This is a genomic window from Pyrolobus fumarii 1A, assembly GCF_000223395.1.
Taxonomy (GTDB): Archaea; Thermoproteota; Thermoprotei_A; order Sulfolobales; family Pyrodictiaceae; genus Pyrolobus; species Pyrolobus fumarii.
In genome coordinates, this window is the sequence record NC_015931.1 from 798,632 (window position 1) to 824,013 (window position 25,382).

The 25,382-nt window shown below is 52.9% G+C and carries 23 protein-coding genes and 1 tRNA gene; 15 read left to right on the forward strand and 9 right to left on the reverse strand.

Annotated features, from left to right (window positions below; all coding sequences use genetic code 11):
- The first annotated feature begins 22 nt into the window (after nucleotides 1-22).
- The gene (locus tag PYRFU_RS04235) at nucleotides 23-745 is read left to right on the forward strand and encodes a type I 3-dehydroquinate dehydratase (protein WP_014026399.1); all 723 of its coding nucleotides are present in this window, start codon (nucleotides 23-25) and stop codon (nucleotides 743-745) included.
- A 9-nt stretch (nucleotides 746-754) separates the two neighbouring features.
- On the opposite strand, the gene gcvPB is transcribed toward PYRFU_RS04235, so the two are convergent.
- Both gcvPB and gcvPA read right to left on the reverse strand, forming a co-directional pair.
- Nucleotides 755-2,296: an aminomethyl-transferring glycine dehydrogenase subunit GcvPB gene (gene gcvPB / locus PYRFU_RS04240; protein ID WP_014026400.1), complete on the reverse strand. Its 1,542-nt coding sequence runs from the start codon at nucleotides 2,294-2,296 to the stop codon at nucleotides 755-757.
- Between the two features lie 6 nt (nucleotides 2,297-2,302).
- The gene (gene gcvPA / locus PYRFU_RS04245) at nucleotides 2,303-3,706 is read right to left on the reverse strand and encodes an aminomethyl-transferring glycine dehydrogenase subunit GcvPA (RefSeq protein ID WP_014026401.1); all 1,404 of its coding nucleotides are present in this window, start codon (nucleotides 3,704-3,706) and stop codon (nucleotides 2,303-2,305) included.
- Nucleotides 3,707-3,813: 107 nt separating this feature from the next.
- Between gcvPA and PYRFU_RS10175 the strand changes: the two genes are divergently transcribed.
- The 4 genes from PYRFU_RS10175 to PYRFU_RS04265 all read left to right on the forward strand — a co-directional run bounded on the left by PYRFU_RS10175 (nucleotide 3,814) and on the right by PYRFU_RS04265 (nucleotide 5,876).
- Nucleotides 3,814-4,575, forward strand: a complete 762-nt coding sequence (locus PYRFU_RS10175; RefSeq protein WP_014026402.1) for a DUF2258 domain-containing protein — start codon at nucleotides 3,814-3,816, stop codon at nucleotides 4,573-4,575.
- Between the two features lie 187 nt (nucleotides 4,576-4,762).
- A complete protein-coding gene (locus PYRFU_RS04255; protein WP_014026403.1) occupies nucleotides 4,763-5,182 on the forward strand; it encodes a hypothetical protein in 420 nt (139 codons plus the stop codon).
- A 38-nt stretch (nucleotides 5,183-5,220) separates the two neighbouring features.
- Nucleotides 5,221-5,454 (forward strand): hypothetical protein, encoded by a 234-nt coding sequence (locus tag PYRFU_RS04260; protein WP_014026404.1) that lies wholly within the window; start codon nucleotides 5,221-5,223, stop codon nucleotides 5,452-5,454.
- 50 nt (nucleotides 5,455-5,504) lie between these two features.
- On the forward strand, nucleotides 5,505-5,876 hold the full coding sequence (locus PYRFU_RS04265; protein WP_014026405.1) for a hypothetical protein: 372 nt from the start codon (nucleotides 5,505-5,507) through the stop codon (nucleotides 5,874-5,876).
- On the opposite strand, the gene PYRFU_RS04270 is transcribed toward PYRFU_RS04265, so the two are convergent.
- Together PYRFU_RS04270 and PYRFU_RS04275 are read right to left on the reverse strand one after the other, a co-directional pair.
- Complete coding sequence (locus tag PYRFU_RS04270; protein ID WP_014026406.1) at nucleotides 5,873-6,844, reverse strand: hypothetical protein; 972 nt, start codon at nucleotides 6,842-6,844, stop codon at nucleotides 5,873-5,875. The genes PYRFU_RS04265 and PYRFU_RS04270 overlap by 4 nt on opposite strands.
- Complete coding sequence (locus tag PYRFU_RS04275; protein WP_167827835.1) at nucleotides 6,807-7,493, reverse strand: hypothetical protein; 687 nt, start codon at nucleotides 7,491-7,493, stop codon at nucleotides 6,807-6,809. Before PYRFU_RS04275 ends, PYRFU_RS04270 begins: the two co-directional genes overlap by 38 nt.
- Nucleotides 7,494-7,741: 248 nt before the next feature.
- Between PYRFU_RS04275 and PYRFU_RS04280 the strand changes: the two genes are divergently transcribed.
- Nucleotides 7,742-8,284, forward strand: coding sequence for a hypothetical protein (locus PYRFU_RS04280; RefSeq protein ID WP_014026408.1), 543 nt, complete (start codon nucleotides 7,742-7,744; stop codon nucleotides 8,282-8,284).
- Between the two features lie 288 nt (nucleotides 8,285-8,572).
- Here the strand turns inward: PYRFU_RS04280 and ppsA are convergent, their stop codons facing one another.
- Complete coding sequence (gene ppsA / locus PYRFU_RS04285; RefSeq protein ID WP_014026409.1) at nucleotides 8,573-10,984, reverse strand: phosphoenolpyruvate synthase; 2,412 nt, start codon at nucleotides 10,982-10,984, stop codon at nucleotides 8,573-8,575.
- Nucleotides 10,985-11,104: 120 nt separating this feature from the next.
- Between ppsA and mvk the strand changes: the two genes are divergently transcribed.
- The 4 genes from mvk to PYRFU_RS04305 all read left to right on the forward strand — a co-directional run bounded on the left by mvk (nucleotide 11,105) and on the right by PYRFU_RS04305 (nucleotide 14,539).
- Nucleotides 11,105-12,079 (forward strand): mevalonate kinase, encoded by a 975-nt coding sequence (gene mvk / locus PYRFU_RS04290; protein ID WP_014026410.1) that lies wholly within the window; start codon nucleotides 11,105-11,107, stop codon nucleotides 12,077-12,079.
- On the forward strand, nucleotides 12,060-12,515 hold the full coding sequence (locus PYRFU_RS04295) for an NADH dehydrogenase subunit 3 (protein ID WP_014026411.1): 456 nt from the start codon (nucleotides 12,060-12,062) through the stop codon (nucleotides 12,513-12,515). Before mvk ends, PYRFU_RS04295 begins: the two co-directional genes overlap by 20 nt.
- A 51-nt stretch (nucleotides 12,516-12,566) precedes the next feature.
- Nucleotides 12,567-12,653 (forward strand) — tRNA-Leu (locus PYRFU_RS04300).
- Nucleotides 12,654-12,799: 146 nt separating this feature from the next.
- Nucleotides 12,800-14,539, forward strand: a complete 1,740-nt coding sequence (locus tag PYRFU_RS04305; RefSeq protein ID WP_048192410.1) for a V-type ATP synthase subunit A — start codon at nucleotides 12,800-12,802, stop codon at nucleotides 14,537-14,539.
- Nucleotides 14,540-14,547: 8 nt separating this feature from the next.
- Here PYRFU_RS04305 and purB read toward each other — a convergent pair whose 3' ends face one another.
- The gene (gene purB, locus PYRFU_RS04310; RefSeq protein WP_014026413.1) at nucleotides 14,548-15,906 is read right to left on the reverse strand and encodes an adenylosuccinate lyase; all 1,359 of its coding nucleotides are present in this window, start codon (nucleotides 15,904-15,906) and stop codon (nucleotides 14,548-14,550) included.
- 182 nt (nucleotides 15,907-16,088) lie between these two features.
- Here purB and cobB point away from each other — a divergent pair, with 182 nt between their 5' ends.
- On the forward strand, nucleotides 16,089-16,853 hold the full coding sequence (cobB, locus tag PYRFU_RS04315) for an NAD-dependent protein deacetylase (protein WP_052296935.1): 765 nt from the start codon (nucleotides 16,089-16,091) through the stop codon (nucleotides 16,851-16,853).
- Between the two features lie 22 nt (nucleotides 16,854-16,875).
- Here the strand turns inward: cobB and PYRFU_RS04320 are convergent, their stop codons facing one another.
- A complete protein-coding gene (locus PYRFU_RS04320) occupies nucleotides 16,876-18,069 on the reverse strand; it encodes a BMP family lipoprotein (RefSeq protein ID WP_048192413.1) in 1,194 nt (397 codons plus the stop codon).
- Between the two features lie 258 nt (nucleotides 18,070-18,327).
- On the opposite strand from PYRFU_RS04320, the gene PYRFU_RS04325 reads away from it, so the two are divergent.
- Genes PYRFU_RS04325 through PYRFU_RS04335 form a run of 3 tightly spaced genes read left to right on the forward strand, consistent with a single transcriptional unit; the run spans nucleotide 18,328 to nucleotide 21,729 of the window.
- Nucleotides 18,328-19,806: an ABC transporter ATP-binding protein gene (locus PYRFU_RS04325; RefSeq protein ID WP_048192416.1), complete on the forward strand. Its 1,479-nt coding sequence runs from the start codon at nucleotides 18,328-18,330 to the stop codon at nucleotides 19,804-19,806.
- The gene (locus PYRFU_RS04330; protein WP_014026417.1) at nucleotides 19,803-20,879 is read left to right on the forward strand and encodes an ABC transporter permease; all 1,077 of its coding nucleotides are present in this window, start codon (nucleotides 19,803-19,805) and stop codon (nucleotides 20,877-20,879) included. The genes PYRFU_RS04325 and PYRFU_RS04330 overlap by 4 nt, the downstream gene beginning before the upstream one ends.
- Complete coding sequence (locus PYRFU_RS04335; protein WP_014026418.1) at nucleotides 20,833-21,729, forward strand: ABC transporter permease; 897 nt, start codon at nucleotides 20,833-20,835, stop codon at nucleotides 21,727-21,729. The genes PYRFU_RS04330 and PYRFU_RS04335 overlap by 47 nt, the downstream gene beginning before the upstream one ends.
- Before the next feature lie 16 nt (nucleotides 21,730-21,745).
- Here PYRFU_RS04335 and PYRFU_RS04340 read toward each other — a convergent pair whose 3' ends face one another.
- Complete coding sequence (locus PYRFU_RS04340; protein ID WP_244403896.1) at nucleotides 21,746-23,176, reverse strand: hypothetical protein; 1,431 nt, start codon at nucleotides 23,174-23,176, stop codon at nucleotides 21,746-21,748.
- Between the two features lie 89 nt (nucleotides 23,177-23,265).
- Here PYRFU_RS04340 and PYRFU_RS04345 point away from each other — a divergent pair, with 89 nt between their 5' ends.
- Nucleotides 23,266-24,141 carry a lysylphosphatidylglycerol synthase domain-containing protein gene (locus PYRFU_RS04345; RefSeq protein WP_014026420.1) on the forward strand — a complete coding sequence of 292 codons (876 nt, stop codon included), beginning with the start codon at nucleotides 23,266-23,268 and terminating at the stop codon, nucleotides 24,139-24,141.
- A gap of 3 nt (nucleotides 24,142-24,144) precedes the next feature.
- Here PYRFU_RS04345 and asd read toward each other — a convergent pair whose 3' ends face one another.
- Nucleotides 24,145-25,203, reverse strand: a complete 1,059-nt coding sequence (gene asd, locus PYRFU_RS04350) for an aspartate-semialdehyde dehydrogenase (RefSeq protein WP_014026421.1) — start codon at nucleotides 25,201-25,203, stop codon at nucleotides 24,145-24,147.
- Nucleotides 25,204-25,382: the final 179 nt, after the last annotated feature.

Below are 25,382 nucleotides of genomic sequence, written 5' to 3' on the forward strand. Positions count from 1 at the left end.
ACCAGCATAACGGTCGGTTGTCTTGATAGTCGCGGCCGTTCCCGTAAAAGAGCTGAGCGACCTAGCTAAAGCACACCATGCACTTTCAACGCCACTGGTTGACGCTGTGGAGTTGAGGCTCGACTACCTACCGTCGCTTGATGACATGCTCCGTGTTGTGCGAGAAGCTAGCGAAGCAGGCATACTCTCAAGGAGCATTGTTACTGTACGTGCATGGTGGGAGGGAGGGGTAAACAAGTTCAGTGACGAGGAGCGCATAAACGTGCTAAGAGCTGCCCTCGATCATGGCGCTATGCTCGTGGATCTAGAGGTGTATACGCTTGAACGGGTAGACCTCAAGCAGCTGGAAGGGTTTGACTGGAGGCGTACACTGCTCAGTCTGCACGTGGACGTTGAGAATTACAATGATGGTATGGCTGAGTATCTGTTGTCAAGTGCAAAGAGGCTAGGCGCGTGGGGTGCGAAACTAGCTGTGAAAGCCGATTTGCCAGAGCGCGTATCGAGTATACTGTACTGGTTCCTCAGCGAGGCTGCAAGGCGCAACATAAGGGTCGCTGTAATGCCTTACGGTTGCTGTATGGGGCTACGCTTAGCTCTCTATGCTGCCGGCTCAGAGCTGCTCTATGTCTGCGCTTCTGAGGATATTGGAGGGACTGCTACCGGCCAGCCATGCTTGTCGAGAGACACTGATAGGAGTCTTGTCGAGTGCGTGAAGAGATTGCGTATGGTGGCTATGAGGCCATAGCAAGAAATCTTAGAGGACTAGTTTTTCTCCAGATAGTCTCCTCTTGTATACGCGATAAGTGGGTGTCACGCTCGTAGGCCTATTTGCATACACGTTGTCAACGCGCTTGACACTCGTGTTCTGAGGCGCTTTCTTCACAAGTTTCGGGTCACGATATGCTGTCTCTGCTATCTCGCGGAGCGCTCTTGCATACTCCTCGATGTATTCTCGCGTCTCGCTCTCAGTAAATTCTATCATGAGAGCCTCGTCTACAATGAGTGGGAAGTAGATGGTTGGCGCGTGCAACCCGCGGTCAAGCAACGCCTTTGCAACATCCTCGGCTGTCACGCCGGTCTCACGTGCAAGTGGCTTAGCGCTAATCACTAGCTCGTGCTTACGCGGCCTGCTAGGATCATAGGGTAACTCGTAACCCTTAACCCCCCTCATGAGAGCTATGAAGTAGTTTGTGTTTATCACAGACTGTATCGCTGCCTCTCGGAGACCCTCACCAGACATCATAGCAATGTAGATGTAGGCCTTTAGCAGTGGAATTATGTTGCCATAGTAGGCGCGAATCCTCCCTATACACTTCTCACAGCGGTAGTCCCAGTAGTACTTGCGCCCATCATACTCTATCAACGGTCTGGGCAGGTAGTCTACAAGCTCGCCCTTCGCACACACAGGGCCTGCACCAGGACCACCACCTCCATGAGGCGCAGCGAAAGTCTTGTGAAGGTTGAGATGCACTATATCAAAGCCCATGTCCCCGGGCCTCACTAACCCCATTATTGCATTGAGGTTCGCACCATCATAGTAGAGTAGTCCGCCTGCCTCATGCACTATATCTGCTATCTCGAGTATCTTATCCTCGAAGATGCCTAAGGTGTTTGGATTGGTTAACATCAAGCCCGCCGTTCTCGGGCTAAGCGCCGCTCTCAGCGCTTCTATGTCAACCGTGCCATGAGGACCCGTTGGTATCCTTACAACACGGAACCCGGCCATAGCAGCTGACGCGGGGTTCGTCCCGTGAGCCGAGTCGGGCACTAACATCTCGTCACGCTGTTCACCACGATCAATGTGATACTTTCTTATCATCAACGCGCCAGCTAGCTCTCCGGCAGCACCAGCAGGAGGAACCAGGCTGCAACGCTCCATTCCGGTTATCTCGGCCAGCCACTTTTCCAGATGATAGAGTATCTCGAGTATACCCTGGACTGTCTCCTCATCCTGGAGCGGGTGTAACAGCCTCACTCTAGGATCGCGACTAATTTCCTCCGAGATCTTCGGGTTGTACTTCATTGTGCATGAGCCTAGAGGCACAGGACCTAAGTCAACGCCGTATGCCATCTGGCTTAGTCGCGTATAGTGCCTTACAACTTCAACTTCGCTCAATTCTGGTAGTAGCAACTCGCGTCTAACCATGTTCTCTGGGAGGAGCCGACTGGATCCTCCTATTAGCGCCTCAAGCTCCTCTAGCTCGCTCTCGTATGGTAGTATAGCGCCGCGCCTGCCTTCACCGCCGAGCTCGTAAATGAGAGGCTCGGGCCACTTCGCCTGCCTCCATCTCTCCACGGCACATCACCCCTCTATCGCCTCGTGAATAGCGTCAACTAGCATGTCTATGTGTTTCTTAGAGTGCACCTCAGTCGCACAGAACAGAGCCACCCTGGACAGCTCAACGTCAAACACGTCGCTTATCAACGGGTACTTTGCAAGTTGCAGCCCACCCATGATACCCTTCTCTAAGAGCTTACGGTGCACAACACCATAGTCGCCTGGAAACGCTACAGGCACATTCTTGTATATCCTGGCCTTCGGATATACAGGAGCTTTGAGACCGATACTGCGTAGCTTCATGGCCAGGTAGTTGCTACGCACTAGTATCTCCCGCGATAGTCTCTCGAACCCTTTACGCCCAAGGAGGCTAGTATAGACTACAGCAGCTATCGCCATGAGCGCCTCGTTAGTAGTTATGTTCGAGGTTGCCTTCTCGCGGCGTATGTGTTGCTCCCTAGTCTGGAGTATCAGCGTGAAAGCCCTCTCACCGTCAACAGTCCTAGTCATACCGACGAGGCGGCCTGGCATCTGTCTCACAAGCTTCCTATCCCACCTAACCGCGAATATCCCGAGGTACGGTCCACCATAGTTCAGTCCGAGGCCTAGAGGCTGTCCTTCAGCAACAACTATGTCGGCCCCATAGCTTCCAGGTGCTCGCATCAAACCAAGACTCGTTACATCAACACCGACGATGAGAAGCGCACCACTTTGATGCACAATCTCGTTTATCTCATTAACCCTATCTTCTATTACTCCTAGGAAGCTCGGATTCTCAACGTAGACTGCAGCTACATCACCTTTACGCAGCTCTTCTTCCAGCCTCTCAATGTTAAGCCTGCCTGTCTCCCTCTCCACGGGTATACGCACAATCTCCACGTTTTTGCCAGACACCCACGTTTTTACAACCTCGTAGTGCTCGGGATTCATACTGGCCGGCACTAGGACACGGTGCTTGTGTGTGACACGCAATGACATCAAGATAGCCTCGGCTAATGCCGTGCTCATGTCATACATCGACGCATTCACAACATCCATTTCCAGCAGGTCAGCCATTAGACTCTGGTACTCAAAGAGGGCTTGGAGTAAACCCTGGTTTATCTCCGGCTGGTATGGCGTGTATGCAGTGTAGAACTCTGCTCTAGAGATTATCGCGTCTACAACTGCCGGGACGTAGTGAGGACAGACAGTGCCGCCAATGAATGGCGGTGGGTCGCGAAACACTCGATTACGCGCTAATAGCTTATCCACGTGCGTGCGCACTTCCTCCTCGCTTAGCGGCTTACCCAGCCCTACACGAGGAGGCTCGCTAAGCATAAGCTTCTTGGGCACATCAGAGTAGAGTTCAATGGGGTCCTTGACGCCTATGCGCTCCAGCATTATCCTCCTATCGCGCTCGTTAGCTGCTGGTATCCACGGATGAGCCACGCACGCCCCCATTAGCGCAAATGCACATGCCAAGCCTTAAAAGATGGGCTTGAAGAGCGCTCAAGTGTAATACGAGCGTTTTGGTATACCTAGTGGGGGCCTGGCCCGTGCCCAAAGAGAAGGAGACAAGGAGACTCTCTACCGGACTCGTTATTGCAGGCGCATACGCCGACAAGCTGAGACGCACGTTGTTCGCCCAGCTTCGCGACCTACTGAAGCAGGGCAAGATAGAGGCTAGTGAGGTTGCAAGGGCGGCTGGCGAGATGAACCGCCTACTCTACGACATTATAGTGAACAAGTTGAAGCTTGACAAGGGTGATGTTGTTCGCGTCCGCGTGGAGTACATAGTTGAGGAGAAGGATGGCAAGGCTGAGATAAAGTGGCTTTATGATACACTAACACTAGAAGCATTCCGAAGGATACCGGAAGAAGAAGTTGCAAAAGCCGTCAAGGAGACTCTGGGTAAGCGCGAAGAGGTTCTGGGCTCGCCCGTTACGGGCCGCGAGGCAGAATGGACTGGCGAGAAGCCAACAACCTACAAGCCACGCGAACATGTAGAGATAGCTGATGTCACCGCTATAGGTGAGGTGCCCGAGACGAATGAGTATCTCTACCTTCTCCAGAACAAGAAGGGCGATAGTGTCGGCCTTATTGTAGCAAAACGCCTCGACTCCGGCAGCGACATACGTGCAATCCTAGTATTAGATCACAAGGCGATGGAGGCTAAACTGAAGCTTGACACACCACCGGATAAGCTCGAAGAGAATAAGGAGAAGGTCATCGAAGCTCTTCACAATGCTGAAGCAACTGCTATACCAAACGAGGAGGCACAAAGGATAATCAAAGAGTATATGGAGAAAGCCGTCTAGAGACGAGAGGCGTCAACAACTTCTAACCATTGCCCGAGGCTATATAGAGCGATAACGGCAAACCGAAGCACCTTGCCACGCCGATCTCAGCATGATTCGTAATTAGCAGTTGTTGCAGACGCGTCGCACTAGCTATTCTCGAGCTTGTTTAAAGCTCCGCATCTGCCGCACTACTGGGGGGCGACCCATGGTCCACGACATGAAGCGTTTTGACTCTGCCGAGGAGTTTCTACGTAGCATTGACCAAGAGATAGCAGATATACGTAGCAGGCTTGGCGAGTATCTACGCCGCGTAGAAGAGGCTAAGGCTAAAGCAGAGATGCTTAAGAAGTTCGAGGAAGTCCTTGGTAGACTTGGCGCAAAGCCCTCCATGCCTCAGACTCAGGAGCTCACCCTTGGCGAGTTGAAGATCATTATCAATCCCACTCCTAACCAAGAACTAGAAGCTCTTGTCAACGTTGTGCGTGACTTGCAAAACAGGCTTAATAGGCTTGAGAGGCTAAAGCAGCATCTTGAGCCGCTCCGCGAAATGGCAGTCACTGGTATGCAGATAGAAGTTCTATACGAGGATGGTGTACCAGTACAAGTGTTCCTCCGTCTAGCCTAAAGCCTCGCACTCCCCCTAATGATAATCAGGGCTGTAGCGTGGTAGGCGAAGAGAAACCTGTCACATTTATCGAGGGCCTCGTGTATCTAGGCCACGTTAAGAAAGTCGAGCTTCTTGAGTGTCAGCCGGGTTTTGCCCGTGTAGCCGCGCATACCAGGGACGGCCATGTGTACGTCACAAAATGTCTTCATGTAGATGCTGCTAGGAAGCTTCACAGCGTGTGGAATATCTACATAACGCAAGGTTGGAAAGTCGAGGAGGTTGGCAGCTGAGTCTCTTAATCAACCCCCATCACCGTTAGCCTCGGCTAGGGTGGTAAGACGTGCCTGAAGAAAACAAGAAGAAGATGCGCATGACTTTGCCAAAGAAAGAGTCTGACCTAGAGAAGGTTGTAGAGGAGGTTATGGAGCTACATCCTGAGATGGCACACGAACACGAGCATGAACACCATCACCACCATCATCACCATCACCACGATATTGACGAGTTGTTACACGTTGTGGATACGCTAATCGACATTATGAACTCGAGGGTACACAACCTGGAAGAAAGGTGCAGCTTGATAGTAGAGGATGTAAAACTGCTCTACAAGCTTGTAGGGACGCTCTTCGCCGCTATCTATGCTAGAAGCGAGGAGGAGAAACGCAAAGCCCTAGAAGAAGCCATTAAGATACTTGAGGCGCACCGAGCTTAACTTATACGCTTAAGCCATGTATCGGCTTCCGCGATACCAACAACAATCAGCTTCTTAACACTACCATCTTTTCCGATTACAACCCCTTCGACACCCTTAATCTCGAAGACACCACCCTCGTATAACAGAGGCGCATAAACACCATCGAAAGATAAGAGAACTACATCATCGTTAACCTCTACCACGTGCGGCCACAAGAGCACTCTACAATCCCCACCCTCTATCTTCAAACGATGTTCGACCAACCTTCTATTATTATATACAAACATGTTCTCACAGTATCGTTCCCTCTGAGTTACAGCAAAGGTGACAGAGACTCTACGTTCGCTAGCAGCACGATATACACCACGAACCCATTTGCGGTAGTAATGTGGTGTCACGTTTCTGCTCCTTGCCCAAAACTCGACTTCGCTGGGCGGCAGCGGCTCCAGGGTGCCTTCAAGAACCTCTATAATATCCTCGCACCGCCACATACTAAGGTCCAGGTACACGACGATGTCAATGTCAGACATTCTCTCGTTGTGATAGTATCCAAGTATGGAGCCAGTCGGGTACACCACTACACCATTCATTTCTAGTTGCAAGAATAGACTTGATGCATCCTCCTCCAACACATCTCTAGGATTAGCCAGGACTTCTGAGCGCCTGCACATAGGGTCACAGGCAACTGCTTGCATCGTATTAGTCGTGTGCACAGGGCCTCCTAAGCAAGGGTCGAACACCCTTCCTGTGATGCTTGCAACTTCCCGAGGCCTATAGTGATACACGACCCGCTGCAGATTTGTACGAAGTATGCGCGCGTATAACGGACCTTTCCCTATAACATACTTGGGGAGCACAAACATAACGGGATGGTTAGCATAGCGTACAAGCACTTGCGCTACCAGCCCGTCACGCATATAGAGTATACTCCGCTCAAGAGGTTCTATGTTAGCCTTGCAACAGCCGTATTCGTACATACCCACCATCTGGAACTAACCTGGCTATCCCATTCTTAACTTGTTCAAGAATGAATATACCTTCTATCATTGCGCCTAGAGGTAGACACGAGAGACTTGATCTAAGCGTCAACATTACAAGCTTGCCACCATCTCTAGCTCTGCATTCGTACAGACCAGGTGTCACACATGGCGGAGTCAAGTGTCTTACAATAACTATGCTAGCATGAACTGGGCTTCGCGCAACAATATCCGGGCAACGCACGGGCTCCTTACAACCTACGAGCCTAATGCTATACACGCGATTTGAGCCTAAATCCCTAAACACGAGAGGGTTACGACGTGATATATAAATCCAGTCCTTGATGCCGACCTCTCTTTTAACAATGTTATACTCTTTGTAGGGAGGTGGTGCTAGTTTACCGCTCTTAAACATCTCCAGTATCAAGTCGAGAGCTTCAACTGATTCCCGGACGCCATAGACTACTATGTCGATGTCTCGATGTTCTCCCCCATAAAGTAGAGAGCCCGTTACCCCCACACTCGAACCCAGGACTGAGTACAGCTGTTCGATTATGGGGTCGCGAAACCCGCTGGAAATTAACTCCTCCAGCCTTGCAATCGGATCTAACAAATCATAGTCGTCCCAGGGGCATACCATGTGGAGCTTTACATTCAAGCATGGGCTCCAACGCACGGGCACACCTTGCCCGACAATCGTCCATGGATCTTTCACTTTCGTTCTTCCTAAACGCCGGGGAATCACATGTATGCACGGCAATGGATGCTCACAGCCCTTCACGAGATATACATGCCCGTTTACCCTTACGGCCCACCCTTCTACTGGAAGGTGCAAACCTCACCCACCCGTTTTAAAAGCGGGTAGCGGAGGGCACACCTGCCGGATGCGCCGCGGAGGCTGGGCATATGGTTGACGCGAGGCTCGATGAGGCGGTTAGCTTTGCAAGAGCCATCGTAAACAAGATACGCGAGAACATGGGAACAGCACAGAACCTACAAGAGTCAAAGGCATTGACGCTAATGTACAACACATCCACAATGCTAGAAGACATTGCTGAAATGTTAGAACGTGCCCGTTGTCTTGCAGCAGACAACGTCATCAAGACAGGCGGCGGTACGGTAGCCAGATTCTGCGCTACATGGCAACTAGTAGAAACCAATGGCAGGCTACTACTGACACGTACCAAGCCGGCAACCGCCATAGCCTACGATGGTTCAAAACTAGTGTTCCGCCGTGGCGACGTACTCCTAGAGGCAACCCCGGGACGTGTAAAAGTCTGTAGAAATAAGCTGTGCCTGGAGTACGACCCAACTAACAAGGAGCAGGTTATACCCATCATACCAGAGCTAACCTATGTGCTGAGGCACCTCATGAACGCCACCCGCAAGAGCAGAGAAGCGCTGATAGTATGTGCAAAGTTCAACAAACCAAGCTGTCTCGCTATCTAAACAGCTCAGACGCTCGCCATAAGTGAGAAGATACAACAACACCCTCTATTTTTAAGTTAGAAGCTTCTCGCGCTACAGTCTCAACTAGAGACGTGACACAATCCTGACCTTACGCAGTAGAATGCCACCCGTAGAGAATGATGTAGGCGGTATTCCTTCTAGTGGCTAGCTGTGCATATTCGCCAATGTAAAAATGTGCTACACGAGCTCTCATTTGGAACAAGATAATTTGACTAGACGTTAAAGAGTGTTGGAAAAGAGAGTGGCCGGAAAGCGGCTAGCAGCTTCTTAGATGTCTAGTTTGGATAGCTTCTCCTCTAGCTTAGCTAGGCGTTCAAGCATTAGCTTCCTCTCGATGCTCGCTACTAGACGCCTCGTCGGTATCACAGCATCGGGGTTGACGCTGATGCTGTCGATACCCAGTCTTACGAGGTACTCGACTATCTCCGGGTAGACGCTTGGAGCTTGACCACATATGGATACTGTCCTTCCGTGCTTCTTGGCTGCCTTGATTATCATTGCAATGGCCTTTAGCACTGCTGGGTCACGCTCATCGAAGTAGCCCATCTCTGCTAGTAGCTGCGAGTCGCGGTCGACGCCTAGCACAAGCTGTGTTAGGTCATTACTGCCTATGCTGAAGCCGTCCACAAGCTTGGCGAATTCCTCGGCTAGGATGGCTACGCTTGGAACCTCAGCCATTATCCATACCTTGAAGTCTTTGCCGCGGCGCAGGCCAACTTCCTCCATTATCTTGAGAACCTCCTTGACCTCCCAAGTCGTCCTTACAAATGGTAGCATTACCCATACGTTCTTGAGACCCATCTCCTCACGGACCTTTAGTATAGCTTTGACCTCTAGCTTGAACGCCTCACGATACTTGGGGTGGATATAGCGGGATACGCCACGCCAGCCTATCATCGGGTTACGCTCTATCGGCTCGTATTTCTCGCCGCCCTTTAGGCCGCGGTACTCGTTGCTCTTGAAGTCGCTGAAGCGTACCACTACGGGCCTTGGGTAGATCGCCGAGGCTACCTTCGCGATACCCTCAGCTAACTTGTCTACGAAGAAGTCGCCCTTACCCTGCTCCAAGAGATACAGTGGATGGTAACCAATCCAGTCGGTTATGATGAACTCTATCCTCATCAAACCAATGCCGTCGAAAGGCAAGTCGAGATACTTGTCAATCGCGTCTGGCTCACCAAGGTTCATGTAGATTTTGGTGGCAGTTACTGGGTATATCTCGCGAAGTATCTCCTTGGGTATCGCTGGAGCAACAGCTGCCTCTACCTTCTCCGGCTTCTTCTCCGCCGACACCTTGCCCTTGTAAACTACGCCTCTGGAACCGTCAACCGTTACTACCATACCAGTCTTGATCTTCTTCGTCGCTTCTCTCGTACCCACAACCGCCGGTATACCAAGCTCCCTGGATACTATTGCCGCGTGGCTAGTCATACCACCCTCATCCGTGACTATAGCAGCCGCCTTCTTCATTATCGGTACCCAATCGGGGTCAGTCATCTTCGTTACTAGGATGTCACCCTCGCGGAACTGCTTAGCTTCCTCACTGTGCGGGTCTAGGATGACACGCGCAACGCCAGATGCGATACCGGGGCTAGCCGGGAGGCCGCGTACGATAACCTCAGCCTTCTCCGGCGGCACCGCCTCCTCAGCCTCCTTCGCCTCCTCACCACCTTTCTTCTTCTTCACGTTCCAAATGGTCTCCGGCCTAGCCTGCACAATGAACACGTTGTCCGGGAACTTCATCTCTTGGTCTATGGCCCACTCTATATCCATGTACATGCCGTAATGCTTCTCAATCTTAATGGCTTGCTTTGCCAGCTCCACAGCCTCCTCGTCACTGAGACTCGGCGCCTTTGCCTTCTCAGGCGGCAACTCTATCTCGATGTTCTTGCCCTTCTCCGGGTCGTAGATTATCGCTATCTTTTTCTCAGCTATTTTCTTGTCAACAACCTTCAACGTCTTCTTATCAACTATGAACTCGTCGGGCGTTACCTTGCCCCCTACTACAGCCTCACCCAGCCCCCACGCAGACTCGATTACAACGACGTTATCATCGCCAGTCACTGGATGGACTGTGAACATTACACCCGCCGAGCGGCTCATTACCATCTTCTGCACAACTACAGCCATGTAGGTCTTCTCATGGGGTATCTTCATCTGCTCCCTGTAGAATATGGCACGGGCGTTGAACAGGCTAGCCCAGCAAGCCTTTACTTTCTTGACAACCTCGTCCTCGCCGCGCACGTTTAGGTAGGTGTCCTGCTGGCCTGCAAAGCTGGCCTCAGGCAGGTCCTCCGCCGTGGCACTACTCCTTACCGCGACAAGCGGGTTCTCTACACCCACGCGCTTTGCAAGCTCCCTGTAATATTGGCGTATGAGCTCCTCTAGGTCCTTCGGCATCGGGGTGTCAAGTATCAGTTGCTTTATCTTACGGCTGGCCTCCTCGAGCTGAGCAGTATTGTTGATGTCAATGCTCTTAATAATGTCTAGTATCTTGTTGAATAGCCCAGTCTCTTCCATGAACTTACGATAAGCCTCAGCTGTTACGACATAACCTGGAGGCACGCGTATACCCGCACGCAACAGCTCGCCAAGGTTGGCAGCCTTACCGCCTACTAGAGGTACGTCCTCTTTGCTTACCTCCTCTAGCCAGGCTACGAGCTTACCCTTAGCGGCCAAAACCTGCTGCCCCCGGTAAACCTCTCGCTTAACCAGTTCACCCACTTAAAAGCAGATGCCAGGTGGAGTCCCCGGCGTGGAGGTGAGGTTTCTACGCGCTGCTACCGAGCGCCAACAAAAGTGATACTTGTTGGCGAGCACTTCGTCGTGAAGGGTATACCGGCGCTTGCAGCAGCCCTCGGACTATACTCGTATGCCTGTTGGGACGAGTTCAACGAAGAAACTGTCCTAGTTGACGCTGTTAACTTGGGTGTCACGTGCCGCGTGTATCCGGCTAACGTGTGTGGCGCCAAGCTGGCTGGCCTAGCGAGGATTGCTGAGATCATAGGAGCCCGCGGTATCCGTGTAAGAGTGTGGTCAGAGGCGCCTATGGGAGCAGGCCTTGGTAGCAGCGCGTCAGTATCAACTGTCTTTGCTGCTGCGCTTCTAGATGCCGTAGAGGGCACCGTGGAGGAAGAACGCGTCGCGGAGCTAGCATTCGAGGCCGAGGTGGTACATCACGGCAAACCTAGCGGTATCGACAACACCGTCGCGTTACACGGAGGCTTCATACTATACCACTCGAGGCTAATCTACGAGCGCATAACGCCAGGCACAAGATTCACACTGATACTTGCCGATACTGGCGTGGAGAGGAGCACAAGGAAGGCGGTAGAGTTTGTACTATCTAGATACTCTAGGTTACGGGGAGCTGCTAGCCTGGTCTACCTGGCCGCATGGAAGCTTGTAGAGGAGGCGGCCAACGCTGTACACGTTGGCGATGCTAGGCGACTCGGAGAGATAATGGATGTTGCGCATGGCCTGTTGTACGCAATGGGCGTCTCTACCCCCGAGATTGAGCGCCTCGTCTGGGCAGCTAGGCGAGCTGGCGCTTTCGGAGCAAAGTTGACCGGCGCTGGCATGGGTGGCGTTGTGATAGCTCTAGTGGATGAGAGTGTAGCGGAGAAGGTGGCAGAAGCGCTTCAAGACTCCGGTGCTAAGTGGGTTCGAACAGCTAAGCTGGGCGTTGAGGGGCTAACACGAGTAGAGCATGTTAAAACCTGGGAGAGCAAGAGTTTGGATGAGGGGCTAAAGAGTGAACAGCTTCGAGGCTAACTACGCAGTTATGGCGTTGCTGGCGCTTCTGGGGTTCTTCGGGACACTAGCTGCATACTTTATCGCGAGGATAATAACTTGGGGGCCTAGCCATCCTTTCAAGAGAGCACGTTACGAGGCGGGTAACCCTCCCCGCAGAAGAGCACGTGTCTCTACAATACCCCAATACTACGGCTACATTATCATCTTCATTGTACTTGATCCGCTCTTCGCGCTGCTGTTCCTAACACCGCCAAGCTCTGCTCTAAACCCACTACGCACACTCATGTGGGTAGCACTCGTCTCCGTCATACTCATACCGCCGCTACTCTACGCGCTCCACTACGCCGAGAGAATCGAGTATTGGGTTTGGGATAGGCGCGGCATGGAGGCACTTAGAAGAGCCCATGAGAGGCGTCGCTTAGCCCTCATCGAGCGCTCCAAGAGGCAAAGCTAATAATGCTTGTCTTTTGACCTTCTTCTTTGGAAGACTCAGCCCTCCTCGGCTGCGGGGGTGCCCGAGCCAGGTCAAGGGGGCGGGCTCAAGACCCGCTGGCGTAGGCCGGCGTGGGTTCAAATCCCACCCCCCGCACCACTCGCTTCTCTCACACCACGTATCCTACGCGAGGCAGAGAGCCTCTAATACTCCTCCTGGCGCCAGACCACCCCTCGGGGCTCCTAGCTTTGCCAGTCAAGGGCAGAATCATCAGGATTGCTGGTCCACTGGTAGTAGCTGAGGGCATGAGCGGCGCCAAGATGTACGAGATGGTTGAGGTTGGCGAGGAGAGACTCGTAGGCGAGATCACCAAGATTAGTGGCGATAAGGCCTTCATCCAGGTGTACGAGTCGACTACCGGACTAAGGCCTGGTGAGCCTGTTTACGGTACGGGCGAGCCTCTTAGCGTCGAGCTTGGACCTGGACTCCTCGGCCAGATCTTTGACGGTATTCAGAGACCTCTGGGCAAGATAAAGGATCTCACCGGCAGCATCTTCGTGAAGCGCGGTGTTAAGGTACCAGCCCTTGACAGGCACAAGAAGTGGCACTTCAAGCCCAACACTGAACTAAAGCCTGGCGACAAGGTACACGCTGGTGACGTGCTAGGCACAGTACAAGAGACTCCTCTAATCGAGCATCGCATTATGGTGCCACCGGACATTCCGAGCGCTACTCTAGAATGGCTTGCGCCAGAGGGCGACTATACCGTAGAGGATACGATTGCTGTAGTTACTGTCCCGGGTCGCGGCAAAGTAGAACTAAAGATGATGCATAGGTGGCCAGTGAGGAGAGCACGCCCGGTAAAGGAGAAGCTCGAGCCCATTGAGCCTCTACTAACCGGCATTAGAGTCATTGACACGTTGTTCCCCTTGGCTAAGGGCGGAGCTGCTGCAATCCCCGGTCCCTTCGGCAGCGGTAAGACCGTCACACTCCACAGCCTAGCTAAGTGGAGCGCCGCCAAGGTCGTCATCTACATCGGCTGTGGCGAGCGCGGCAACGAGATGACCGATGCGCTACGCCGCTTCCCGAAGTACAAGGATCCGTGGACCGGACGCCCACTACTAGAGAGGACCATCCTCGTCGCCAATACTAGCAACATGCCGGTGGCCGCAAGAGAGGCTAGCATCTACACCGGCATGACAATGGCCGAGTACTACCGCGACATGGGATACGACGTACTGCTAATCGCCGACTCTACGAGCAGATGGGCCGAGGCACTTCGCGAGATAGCAGGCCGTCTCGAGGAGATGCCAGCCGAGGAGGGCTATCCAAGCTACCTAGCCTCCAGGCTAGCAGAGTTCTACGAGCGCGCTGGCCGTGCCGTCCTTCTCGGCAGGCCGAACAGAGTTGGCAGCGTTAGTATCGCTGCTGCGGTATCGCCACCGGGTGGCGACTTCACCGAGCCGGTAACAAGCCACACCAGGAGGTTCGTGAGAGTCTTCTGGGCGCTTGACGTCGCACTCGCGAGCGCCAGGCACTACCCAGCCATCAACTGGATAATCAGCTACTCCGCCTACGTCGACCTAGTAGCCAAGTGGTGGCACGAGAATATCGACCCCAGGTGGAAGGAGTACCGCGACGAGATGTACAGCATCCTACTACGCGAGGACGAGCTTAAGGAGATTGTAAGGCTTGTAGGTACCGAGGGTCTAAGTGAGAGGGACAAGCTGATACTAGAGACCGCGAGGCTCATCAGAGAGGGCTTCCTAAAGCAGAACGCGTTCGACCCAATTGACGCCTTCTCGACGCCACAGAAGCAATTCAAGCTAATGAGAGCAATAATTGACTTCCACCGCAGCGCAATGAGGCTAGTAGAGCACGGTATCCCAGTCAAAGCAATCAGAGAGAAGCTTAGCGACAAGCTAACTAAGCTAATGAGAGCGAAGTTCGAGATACCAAACGACGAGATAGACAAGATAGACAAGATACGCGAGGAGATACTAGAGGCCCTAGACCGCCTCATGGAAGAGTACACTACAGCATAAACCACAACCTAGCACTTACTGATAGTTTTCTCTGCATAACTCAACGCCTCTTCTACCAGAGCCCTGTACGCACCCACGAAGCCCTCCGGCCTCAACACTTTCTCCAACTCATCCCTTGTCACCAACCTAGCCACGACTGGATTACGCAACAGCGCCTCTACCAGCGGCTCACCACGCTCATAAGCTTCTCTCGATACACTCATCACTAGCCTGTGAGCTTCATGCCTGGCCATACCCTTCGAGACTAGTAGAGCAACCACAGCTTCACTTAGCGCATGTCCACGCGTAAGCTCGAGGTTCCTCTTCATCGCATCCAGATTGAACCTCAATCTCTTCTCGAGCAGCTCTATGGTGTCAACAAGCATCTGGTCAATCGTTAGTAGCATATGAGGTATCCATACCCTCTCGGCACTACTATTTGTAAGGTCGCGCTCGTGCCATAGGGCTATGTTTTCTAGAGCAGGAACCACTAGTCCACGTGTTATACGAGATAGGCCACATATACGCTCTGAGACGACAGGGTTAGCCTTATGAGGCATTGCGCTGCTACCAACTCTGCCAAGCGGCGCTTCAACCCACTCGCCTATCTCCGGCCTTGACAGTTCCCTCACTTCAAGCGCAAATCTTTCCAGCACACCCGCTAGGCTTGCAAGCTGACAAGCTAACTCGGCTAGAGCTTCGCGTGGCGCAACTTGCGTTGTTATTACGTGAGGCTCTAGGCCTAGTTTTTCGGCTACCTTCTTGCGCAAGGCAAGTGCCTTCTCGACACCCCACAATAGCGTCCAGAAGGCCAGCGTACCGACACTCCCCCCTATCTTGGCTTTCACAACACGCTTCTCTACGTCACACAGAGCCTCGTAACGCCTAGCCAACTCGTACACGTAGTTGGCTAGCTTAAAGCCCAGTGTGACTGGCGAGGCATGCTGCCCATGCGTCCGCCCAACAACAGGAACGTCAACATACTCCTTGGCTAACTTTGAAAGTATCTTTATAATGTGCTTGACACGAGCCTTTACAATTCTAACCGCCTCGCGTATAATGATAGCCCACGCGGTGTCAACTACATCATAACTTGTTAATCCTAGATGTACGTACCTGGCTGCTTCACCACCCGCCTTCTCGCCCAACAGTTCTGCTAACGCAGCAATATCGTGGCCACGTTTCTTCTCAGCTTCAAGCCACTCTTTGACAGTTATGCTCTCGGCTGCGTCACGTACCTTCGCTGCAATCCCGCCGGGCGCCAATCCAAGCTCCTCCATAGCCTCGACAACAGCTACCTCCACACGCAGAAGATGCCTCATCCACGATTCTAGAGAGAGCAGGTCACGCATCTCCTTGGAGCCATATCTCCACTCGAATACGCACACAGGCAAAGCCTCTTGGCCCGAGATGCCAGGGGTGCCAGGACCAGTATGAGTCCTACACGGGGCTCGGTGGCGACCCCTACCATCTTCACAGCCAGGTGGGCTCAGCCGCGGCGGGACTGCCGCTCCTCACAACCCCGAAGGCGAATAGTAGTCCAGGTATCCGCATAAAACTAGGGTTCAACTTGACGCTAACCAGTGACGTGGAGAGAGCCGCACGGCTGATAGCGAAACGTGGCCATGTAGCCGTCCTCACGGGTGCGGGCATCAGCGCTGATAGTGGAATACCCACTTTCCGCGGCAAAGACGGCCTATGGAGGAGGTTTAGAGCAGAGGAACTTGCCACGCCAGAAGCCTTCCGGCGCAACCCTCGTCTAGTTTGGGAGTGGTATAGGTGGCGCATGGAGATTATAGCACGGGCGCAGCCCAATGAAGGACACTACGCTCTCGTCGAGCTGGAGAAGCTTGGACTAGTAGATTGCCTCATCACACAGAACGTTGATGGTTTACACCAGAGGGCCGGCTCGAAGAACGTCATAGAGCTACATGGCAACATATGGCGGGCAAGATGCACCAAATGCAGCTATACTATTGTGTGGGACGAGCCGCCACCCTTAGAGAGTCTGCCACCACGCTGCCCTCGCTGCAACAACTTGCTGCGTCCAGACGTGGTATGGTTCGGCGAACCAATACCGGAGGATGCATGGAACAACGCGCTAAAATGCGCGATGTCGGCACGAGTGATGCTCGTGATCGGCACCAGCGGCGTTGTATATCCCGCAGCCCTACTACCATATATCGCGCGTGAACGAGGAGCAGTTGTCATAGAGATTAATGTAGAGCGAAGTGCCTTGACCGACGATGTTACGGATATCTTCCTGAGAGGAAGAGCCTCAGAGGTATTACCACAACTCGTGAGGCACGTTAAAAACATGCTGAGTGCCAACTAGCCTGAACCTAAGGCTCGTCTACTCAACTGATACTGCCTTTCTCGAGCGCAGCGTTAAGATTACCCTTCTCGAGCTCCTTTATGATCGCGATGTACTCGTCATGGCTCTTTGGAGTCTTGAATACTATCTCACCCTTCATTATCTTCTCTTTCAACTCCTCCATTATCTTCCAAGCCTCTTGCGGTATCCACTTCTCACGCTGCTCCTTCACAATCTTCACTACCTCTTCAGGTGTCAAGTCTTTCAGTCTACCAGTCTCGTAGGCTAGCTGTGCGAACCACTTGACGCCTTCCAGATCCCATATGCCGACGCCTCCCTCTTTGAGACCAAGAGTATGGATTCCACCCTCCCAGTTACCCTCGACTACATTGCGTATAGCCGTGTATACTGCAACATCTACGCGCTTAGCACCACTGAGTATAATGTGGTATGGGTCGTACCATTCCTGGCTGGCATCCTGGCCTATGGCGAATGCTATTCCATAGCCTTTCTCGTTCCACTCTCTTACAGCGTCAAACATGCCGACGTGTGTGAGGCCCGCGAGACCGTAGAGCACCTTAGCACCTTTCTGGAGCAGGTCCCAGGCTGCGCGATAGCCCTTCTGAGTATCGGTGAAGGTGCCTGTATACGTCCATAGCAACTCAACTTTCTTGCCAGTCTTCAGCTCGTAGTACTTTGCGCCGAATAAGTAGCCTATGTGGAACTTCCAGAGCGGCGGTATATCCATACCGGCAACCGCGCCGATCTTTATTGGCCCCGTCTCACCCTCCACCTGCATAATCTTGTCCGCAATGCCAGCAGCTAGAACGCCTATCAACGCTGCACATTCCTGCTCACGGAATAGTATGTCGATCTCGTTTTCTCTAACCACACCGGTAGTCGCGTCGATAAGCGCATACTTCTGCTGCGGGAACTTGTCAGCCGTCTTGTTCAACGGGTCGGTCCAGAGGAAGCCCACCAGGATTATCACATCATACTCTCCGGTTTTGCTCAGCCTCTCCAGCAGAGGCTGCATGTCAGCCTGGCTTCTAGGCGTCGAGTACTTCACCTCTACTCCTAACTCTCTAGCCGCTCTCTCAGCACCAAGCCAAGCCATGTCATTGAAGCTTAGATCACCACGTCCACCAACATCGAACAAGACTAGTACTTTGGCCTTTGGTTTCGGTTTTGTTTCTACACCCGTGCTTGGCGTGGTACTTGTTTCGCCGGGTGTGATTGGTGAGGGTTTCTCACTAGGCTTTGCAAGAAGTACCGCTGTGGCTAGTGCAGCCGCCACTATCACAATAACAAGTGCGATGAGTAGGTTACGGTTCACTATGCTCCACCCGGGTTAATGCCATGTATCTAGATTATAAAACGGTTGTAGTGTCGGATTCAACGTGGGAAGTCAAGGTCTAAGGCTTCTAAGGTTCGTCTACACAACGTTTTGCCCCGGGAGAAAGCCCTGAGAAAGAGCGCCACTTACGCTGTTGAAATGCTAGGCATTGTGAAGGTATACCCGGATGGCACTGTAGCACTGAGAGGCGTCGATTTCCGTGCCCGCCCAGGCGAGATTCATGCGCTTCTAGGCGAGAATGGTGCCGGCAAAACAACGCTCATGAGGATATTGTACGGCGAGATTCGCCCCACGCGTGGAGAGATACGTGTGTTTGGAGAGAAAGTGTCGTTCAGAAGCCCTCGAGATGCGCTTAAACGCGGTATCGCAATGGTGTATCAGCATTTCTCACTGGTGCCCACTTTCACAGCATTCGAGAACATATACATGGCTGTAGGCAGCATATCGAGGGTATCGCGGAGAGAGTTGAGAATCGAGGTAGAAGAGCTGATGAGAGAACTTGGTTTGAAAGTACCCCTAGACGAAGTTGTCGAGAAGCTACCCGTCGGCATTCAACAGAGAGTAGAGCTGCTCAAGGCTCTTGCGCTTAAGGCTAAGATATTGATACTTGACGAGCCTACCTCGGTATTGTCGCCTGCGGAGGCTGAGGGTCTGTTCAGGTTACTTAAGAGGCTCCGGGATGAGGGCCACACTGTGATATACATCACACACAAGTTGAGAGAGGTACACGAATTAGCAGACACAGTGACTGTAATGAGGCGCGGCAAGGTAGTAGCCTCATCCCTTGATGCGAGAAGTGTTGACGAAGCTACACTGGCGAGACTTATGGTTGGCGAGGAGATAGTCACCCAAGCCTACCCGCTATCTCGTCGTGTTGGCCCTCCGGTGCTTGTTATACGCGACTTATGGGTTCGTGGCGATCGCGGCGAGTGGCGAGTACGTGGCGTTAGCCTCGAGGTTAGAAGGGGAGAGATACTCGGCATAGCTGGTGTACAGGGAAGCGGACAGAATGAACTTGCGGAAGCTATAGTTGGCCTACGTAAACCGGAGAAGGGTACGATTCTCCTGGATGGCGTCGATATAACACGACTTAGTGTTGAGGACCGTTACCGCTTGGGTATAGCGTACATCATTGACTCTAGGAGCGTAGGCCTCGTACAGGATATGAGCGTGGTTGATAATTCGATACTCACGTGGCTATGGAGGTTTGTCCGCCGCGGGATGATAGACTATAGTGAGGCCGCATCACATGCAAAAAGGATCGTTGAGAAGTATAACGTTGTCACACCCAGCCTGTGGTCACGGGTGCGCTACTTGAGCGGGGGCAATCAACAGAAGTTGCTTGTAGGCCGCGAGGCGGAAAAGCAACCAAAACTACTCATTGCAGCCGAACCTACTCATGGTCTAGATGTGCGTGCCGCTAGGTTTGTACGCGAAACGCTAGTAAAGTTACGCGATGAGGGTATTGCGGTACTCCTAATATCCTCTGATCTGGATGAGGTGCTCTCGGTCAGTGACCGGATAGCCGTGATGCATGAGGGTCGTATAATTGCTGTCGAGCCCCGGAACGAGATGAGTAGAGAGAAGATCGGCTTGCTTATGGGTGGTGCAGCTTGAGAGGCAGAGAACTACTCGAGCCAGTGTTAGAGACTATGTTGGCTCTTGTTGCGGGTATGCTAGCCGGTTCACTAATCCTGATAATGTTTGGCTATAACCCGCTTGACTACTACGCAGTGGTATTTAGCGAAGGCTACATCGACCTGCTCTATCTCCTTGAGCGTGCAACGCCTCTCATTGCCACCGCACTCGCCTTCGCGATCCCACTCTATGCAGGGCTCTTCAACATAGGCGGCGAGGGCCAGATGTATCTAGGCGCGCTCACAGCACTCGTTGTCAGCATCGCGACACACTCGTGGGTTGCTAGCCTGGCTGCGGGCATCATAGCAGGTCTCTTTGTCGGTGGTTTGATAGGCTTGCTTCGAGTCTATCGAGGTGTAAACGAGGTTGTATCCTCCATAATGTTCAACTGGATACTATATTGGGCTATGCTGTTCCTCGTAACTGGTTATCTCGCGGATCCTCATATACCGCACCAGACCATACCTGTACCCAGCGACGCACAACTGAAGCCCATAGGCGACGCACTACCCTCGGTCTTTATCCTCGCCACTCTCTCGACAATAGTCGCTTACCTCCTGATATACAAGACTAGCCTGGGGTATCAAATGCGCGTTGTAGGCTATTCTACGCGCACCGCACTCTATGCAGGCATAAAGCCTGGACGCATTCTCGTACTAGCATTGCTCCTCGGCGGCGCATATGGAGGGTTAGCGGGTGCACTACAAGTCTTGGGTGTGACGCCCAGCATAGACTCTACATTATCGGCGCTAGAGGGCCTTGGTTTCGAGGGTATCGGCGTAGCTCTTCTGGCTAGGCTCAACCCACTTGCCATTATACCAGCAGCCATCTTCCTCTCCGGCTTGATAATAGGCGGTCAATTTGCCGAGGCGAACCTAGGCACACCACCTCAACTAACAGACGCGATAATAGGCGTCATTATTGTTGCACTAGCTCTACCGTACGCCTACAGAGTGATTGTGAATAAGCTGCGCGCTACCCGGCTTACACGCGAGGCGCCCCAAGTTGCTAGAGGCGTGGCTAGTCGCGGCACTAGCGATAGGGGCGCTTAACTTCATGACGCCAGTACTTCTAGCCACCATTGGCGAGATTATAACCGAGAAGTCTGGAGTAGTAAACATCGGGATTGAGGGAGTAATCAATCTCACAGCTTTCATAGCTACTGTGGTCGCCTTCTACACGGGAGACCCCTGGGTCGCCCTCACAACAGCTATGATAGCCGGGTTGGGTGCCGGCCTGGCACATGGAGTGATAGCCGCCTATCTGAGAGGAGACCAGATCGTCGCCGGTATAGGATTTAACATGATAGCTTATGGTGTCACGGTCCTCGGGCTAGTAGCCCTATGGGGTCAGTATGGGTCCTCACCATCAATACCAACCCTACCATCCATAAGCATTGGACGAGGCCTACCATTATCCCCACTAGCCATAATAGCAGTAATCATTGCAGTATCCACATGGTACTTCTTGACAAAGACCGACACGGGCCTAAGGCTGCAAGCCTGTGGCGAAGAACCACGAGCAGCTGAAGCCATGGGCGTCAATGTCCTCCTTGTCCGCACCCTCGCAACGGGCCTGGGGGGCCTGCTAGCCGGGCTAGGCGGCGGCTATCTCGCACTGACACTAGGATCGTTCACACGCGGCATCGCAGCCGGAAGAGGCTTCATAGCACTAGCTAACGTCGCCTTCAGCGGCTGGAACCCACTGATAGCCATACTGGGCGCCTATGTATTCGGGTTCCTCGAGGCTGTCGCTATTACGTTACAGAGCATCCCAGCACTACAGGAGTACAGCTATCTCGTCAATACACTACCCTACTTGGGCACACTGCTAGTGATAGCAGGGTTTAGATGGAGGGCTAGAATGCCACGCGCGTTAGCAAAACCGTACATCAAGGAGTAGAGTCGCACACGCAGCCTTAGGAGCGCCTTAACCACTTATCGAGTGTCGAGCCGCTATCCCTCTTCTTCAATACCCTCTCCACAAACCTATCCCTAACCGGCTCGTAAACCTCCTTGTAGAACCTCTGGGGATCCATCAGCACACTCTTTGGGAACTTCTTTACATACTCAAGAGCCGCTCTCCACGCCTCCTCAAAGTTAATACCAGCCTCTTCGAACTTCCTTGTAACCTGTCGATCGAAATCCTCGGGACGTTGCTCAACCCCACCCATCATGAACCATCCATCAGGGCCCACCTGCACCTTCTCGCCTGCAACAATCTTCCATTCCCCTTCGCCACCGCCCCTCCTATAGTAGCGTTTGGAGGAAGACGACTCGCTAGCACTACTGGCAACGTGTATCCTGGCGCGCCTCGCAGGCCCATAGTACTTGGCCCATGCGTAGAAGATTGCGCGGTTTAGACCGAAGCTCTTCGCCTTATCCATGTCGCCGTAGAGCAGGTAGTAACGAGCAGCCTGCAACAAAGCCATAACAGGAAACCTGCCGGGTTCGCGAGGCTCACTAGGCCTCAACGCTTGTTGTACTAGGCCGGCGTTATACCCGAAGCCTAGCTTGGAGGCTCTTGCTTCCATTAGCGTTCTCTTCTTCACCTTGCCTATTCTTTTCAATGCCTCCTCTGCTAGGCTGGTTGCCTCGCCTCTCTCATAGACCCTCCAAGCGCTAGGATCGTGTTGATAGCTATCCGGCCTTGACCAGTCGGGTGTAAATTCGTCGAGAGCATCTGGTTTTAACGTTACAGCTACACTATCTAAGCGTCGGTGCAGGCTTAGGGGCGCTGTGAACACCCTCTTTGGCGCCACGAGGTTCTCTATCTTTATCATGCCTTTGCTTTTGACGACTACCTCCCATAGCTTGGGCTCAAGCGATTCGAGAACATACTCTGCAACGGCAAATGCAACATCTATGGGATGCGCGCCAAGATGTTCGTAGTCGAAAGCTCCCTCGTGTATCCTCAGGTGCATCCCTGCGCCGCTCCAGAGCAGGTAAACGCTACGCTTGACGCCACGCTCTTCTAGCCACTCGCTAATCAAGCGCGCCGCCTCAACGACATACTTCCAGGCATCAGCAACTCTGGACTCATCAACGATATCAATGTCTATGAATACCGTTGCAGCTTTTACATTACCATCGTACCCCTCTTCAACGTCACTAGGCGTTTCCAGCCTTTTGAACAGCTCTATGGTGCCATAGAAAGTCCTAGGCTTGATGGCTTGGAACACGCTAAGAACCCTAACAACGTCTCCTGGCTTACAAATGCTCAACGGCCTTCTTTCGAGCCACCTCGCCCATCTCTTCCCTTCACCCTCAACTGCAGCCCATCTACCACAAAGGAATGCAGCTACCTCCTCAGCTACATCACCACGTTTATAGTACTCAACTGGATTCACTGGCAAGAGGCGGAACCCCCACACTATCTTTTCACGGTGTAGTAGGGAAACCGTATTTTGGGCAAATGAGGACAAAAGGCCAAACAGCGATGCGAGATATAGCTAGACGCGCTAAGGTCGTGTTTATACTCGTCTACCTACTTCTCTTGTACTACCTGCTTTACAAGCTGCTACCCACGGCTCTCCAGCCGCCACCTAACCCGCTAGCAGCCTTAGCATCGCTAGTAGTGTTTCTAACTGCCGAGGTTATCAGGAGCGCACGTCTAGCCCTGCTGTATTGGGGGCGTTTAGACCACAACGTCTTCTGGAAGGCTCTTCGAGCGAGGCTGGCTGGCAACGTCGTGGCAATCGTCACTCCCAGCGTTGCTGGCGGCGAAGTGGTACGCGGCCTCGTACTCCACGGCGAGCTGAGCTGGGGCGCCGCGAGGGCTATAGGAATAGCCTCCATTGACGGAGGGCTGGACATGGTTATTGACTACGCACTTGCATTGGTCGCACTGTTGCTAGGCGCTGCCCCTGCCGCGCCACTCCCCGAGCTACTCTCGCTGCCACCGGCGCTTCTATGGATACTAGTTCTTGTTCTAATCACGACTAGGCACGCACACCGTATGCTAGAGGCTCTAGCCGGTAGACTGAAGGAGGGGAGGCTTGGCAGGATAAGTGGATTAGTTAACGAGGTTTCGGGTATCCACGTACCACCCTATCGCCTTGCAGCATCCCTCCTGTTATCCATCGCTGCTTGGCTTCTCCAGACACTCAGCTACGCTCTATACTCGGGCATAGAACTGGACAAGAGCTTGGGCTGCGTTACAGAGCTTTACCTGATGGGCGTCATACCTTCTCCTGGTGGTATTGGGCCCGGAGAACTGCTACTGGCTAACTCGTGCCCCGGAATAGCGTCTTGGAGAGCTGCAGCCCTACTGGTGTCCACCGTACCTGGTATACCCTTGGTTCTAAAAAAGTAGGGGTTAGATCATGCCTTCGCGTGCAAGCATCTCAGCAATCAGTATAGCATTACCAGCTGCTCCTCTTATCAGGTTATGACCAAGGACAAGATATGCTAGTAGTCTATCTTCGACCATCCTGGCTCGTCCCGTAACCGAGCTCATCCCGCCGCCTTCCATTCTGTCAAGCCTAGGTTGCGGCCTGTCAACCTCCCTCCTATACACTACGGGCTTCTCCGGTGCCATGAACGGTTTCTCGCTGCCCCAGGGCCTCCACGACTCCCAGGCTTGCACAACATCCTCCACACTTGCAGGTTTTGATAGGTATGCGTACACGCTCTCGAGGTGACCGTGTAACACTGGAACACGTGTAGTCGTAGCGTGGATAGTGAACCTCGCCCATTCTACACGGTCTCCGCGATAAACGCCTAGTATCTTGCGTGGCTCATTGGCTAGCTTCTCCTCCTCCTTAGCGATGAACGGTACTATGTTATCAAGTATCGCCATGGATGGGACCCCGTTGTACCCTGCACCACTCACTGCTTGCATGGTAGTCACTAGCACCTTCTCTAGCCCAAAGTTGTCTAGGAGGGGCTTGAGGCTCAATACTAGTATAGCTGAGGAGCAATTCGGGTTCTTGTATATCGCGCCGCTCCACCCTCGTCTCTGCCTCTGGATCTTCACGAGACCCACATGATCCCAGTTAATCTCAGGAACGAGGAGAGGCACATCCTCCTCAAGCCTCATTGGGCTAGCGTTAGATACCACCGTGAATCCTCTTCTAGCAAGTCCAGCCTCAATCTCACCGGCAACACTACTAGGCAGAGCTGAGAACACGACATCTACCTCACTCTTGGGCACGTTATCCACGCCAACCTTCTCTACCTTGATGCCGCAAAGGCTCTCGGGAGGGCTACCACCAAGGACCCAGTTGACGGCCTCACAGTAACTACGTCCTGCACTTCTCTCCGAAGCCGCCACGTAAACTATCTCAAACATTGGGTGCTCATCAAGCAGCTTTACAAACATCTGACCCACGAGGCCAGTAGCGCCTAGCACTGCAGCCCTCAACTTATCCGGCATTATCAGGTCCCACGTCTACACACCCACTACCACCAGTTAAGGAGAGAAACGCGGCCACGTGCACCACTCAGAACTCCATTGACGATAGACGAGTGTCTGTAGTATATACGGGACCTGTGCACAGGATGATACCCCCTACCATCCTGTTCAGGCGAGACACGGGTTCACCACTTGCTTCA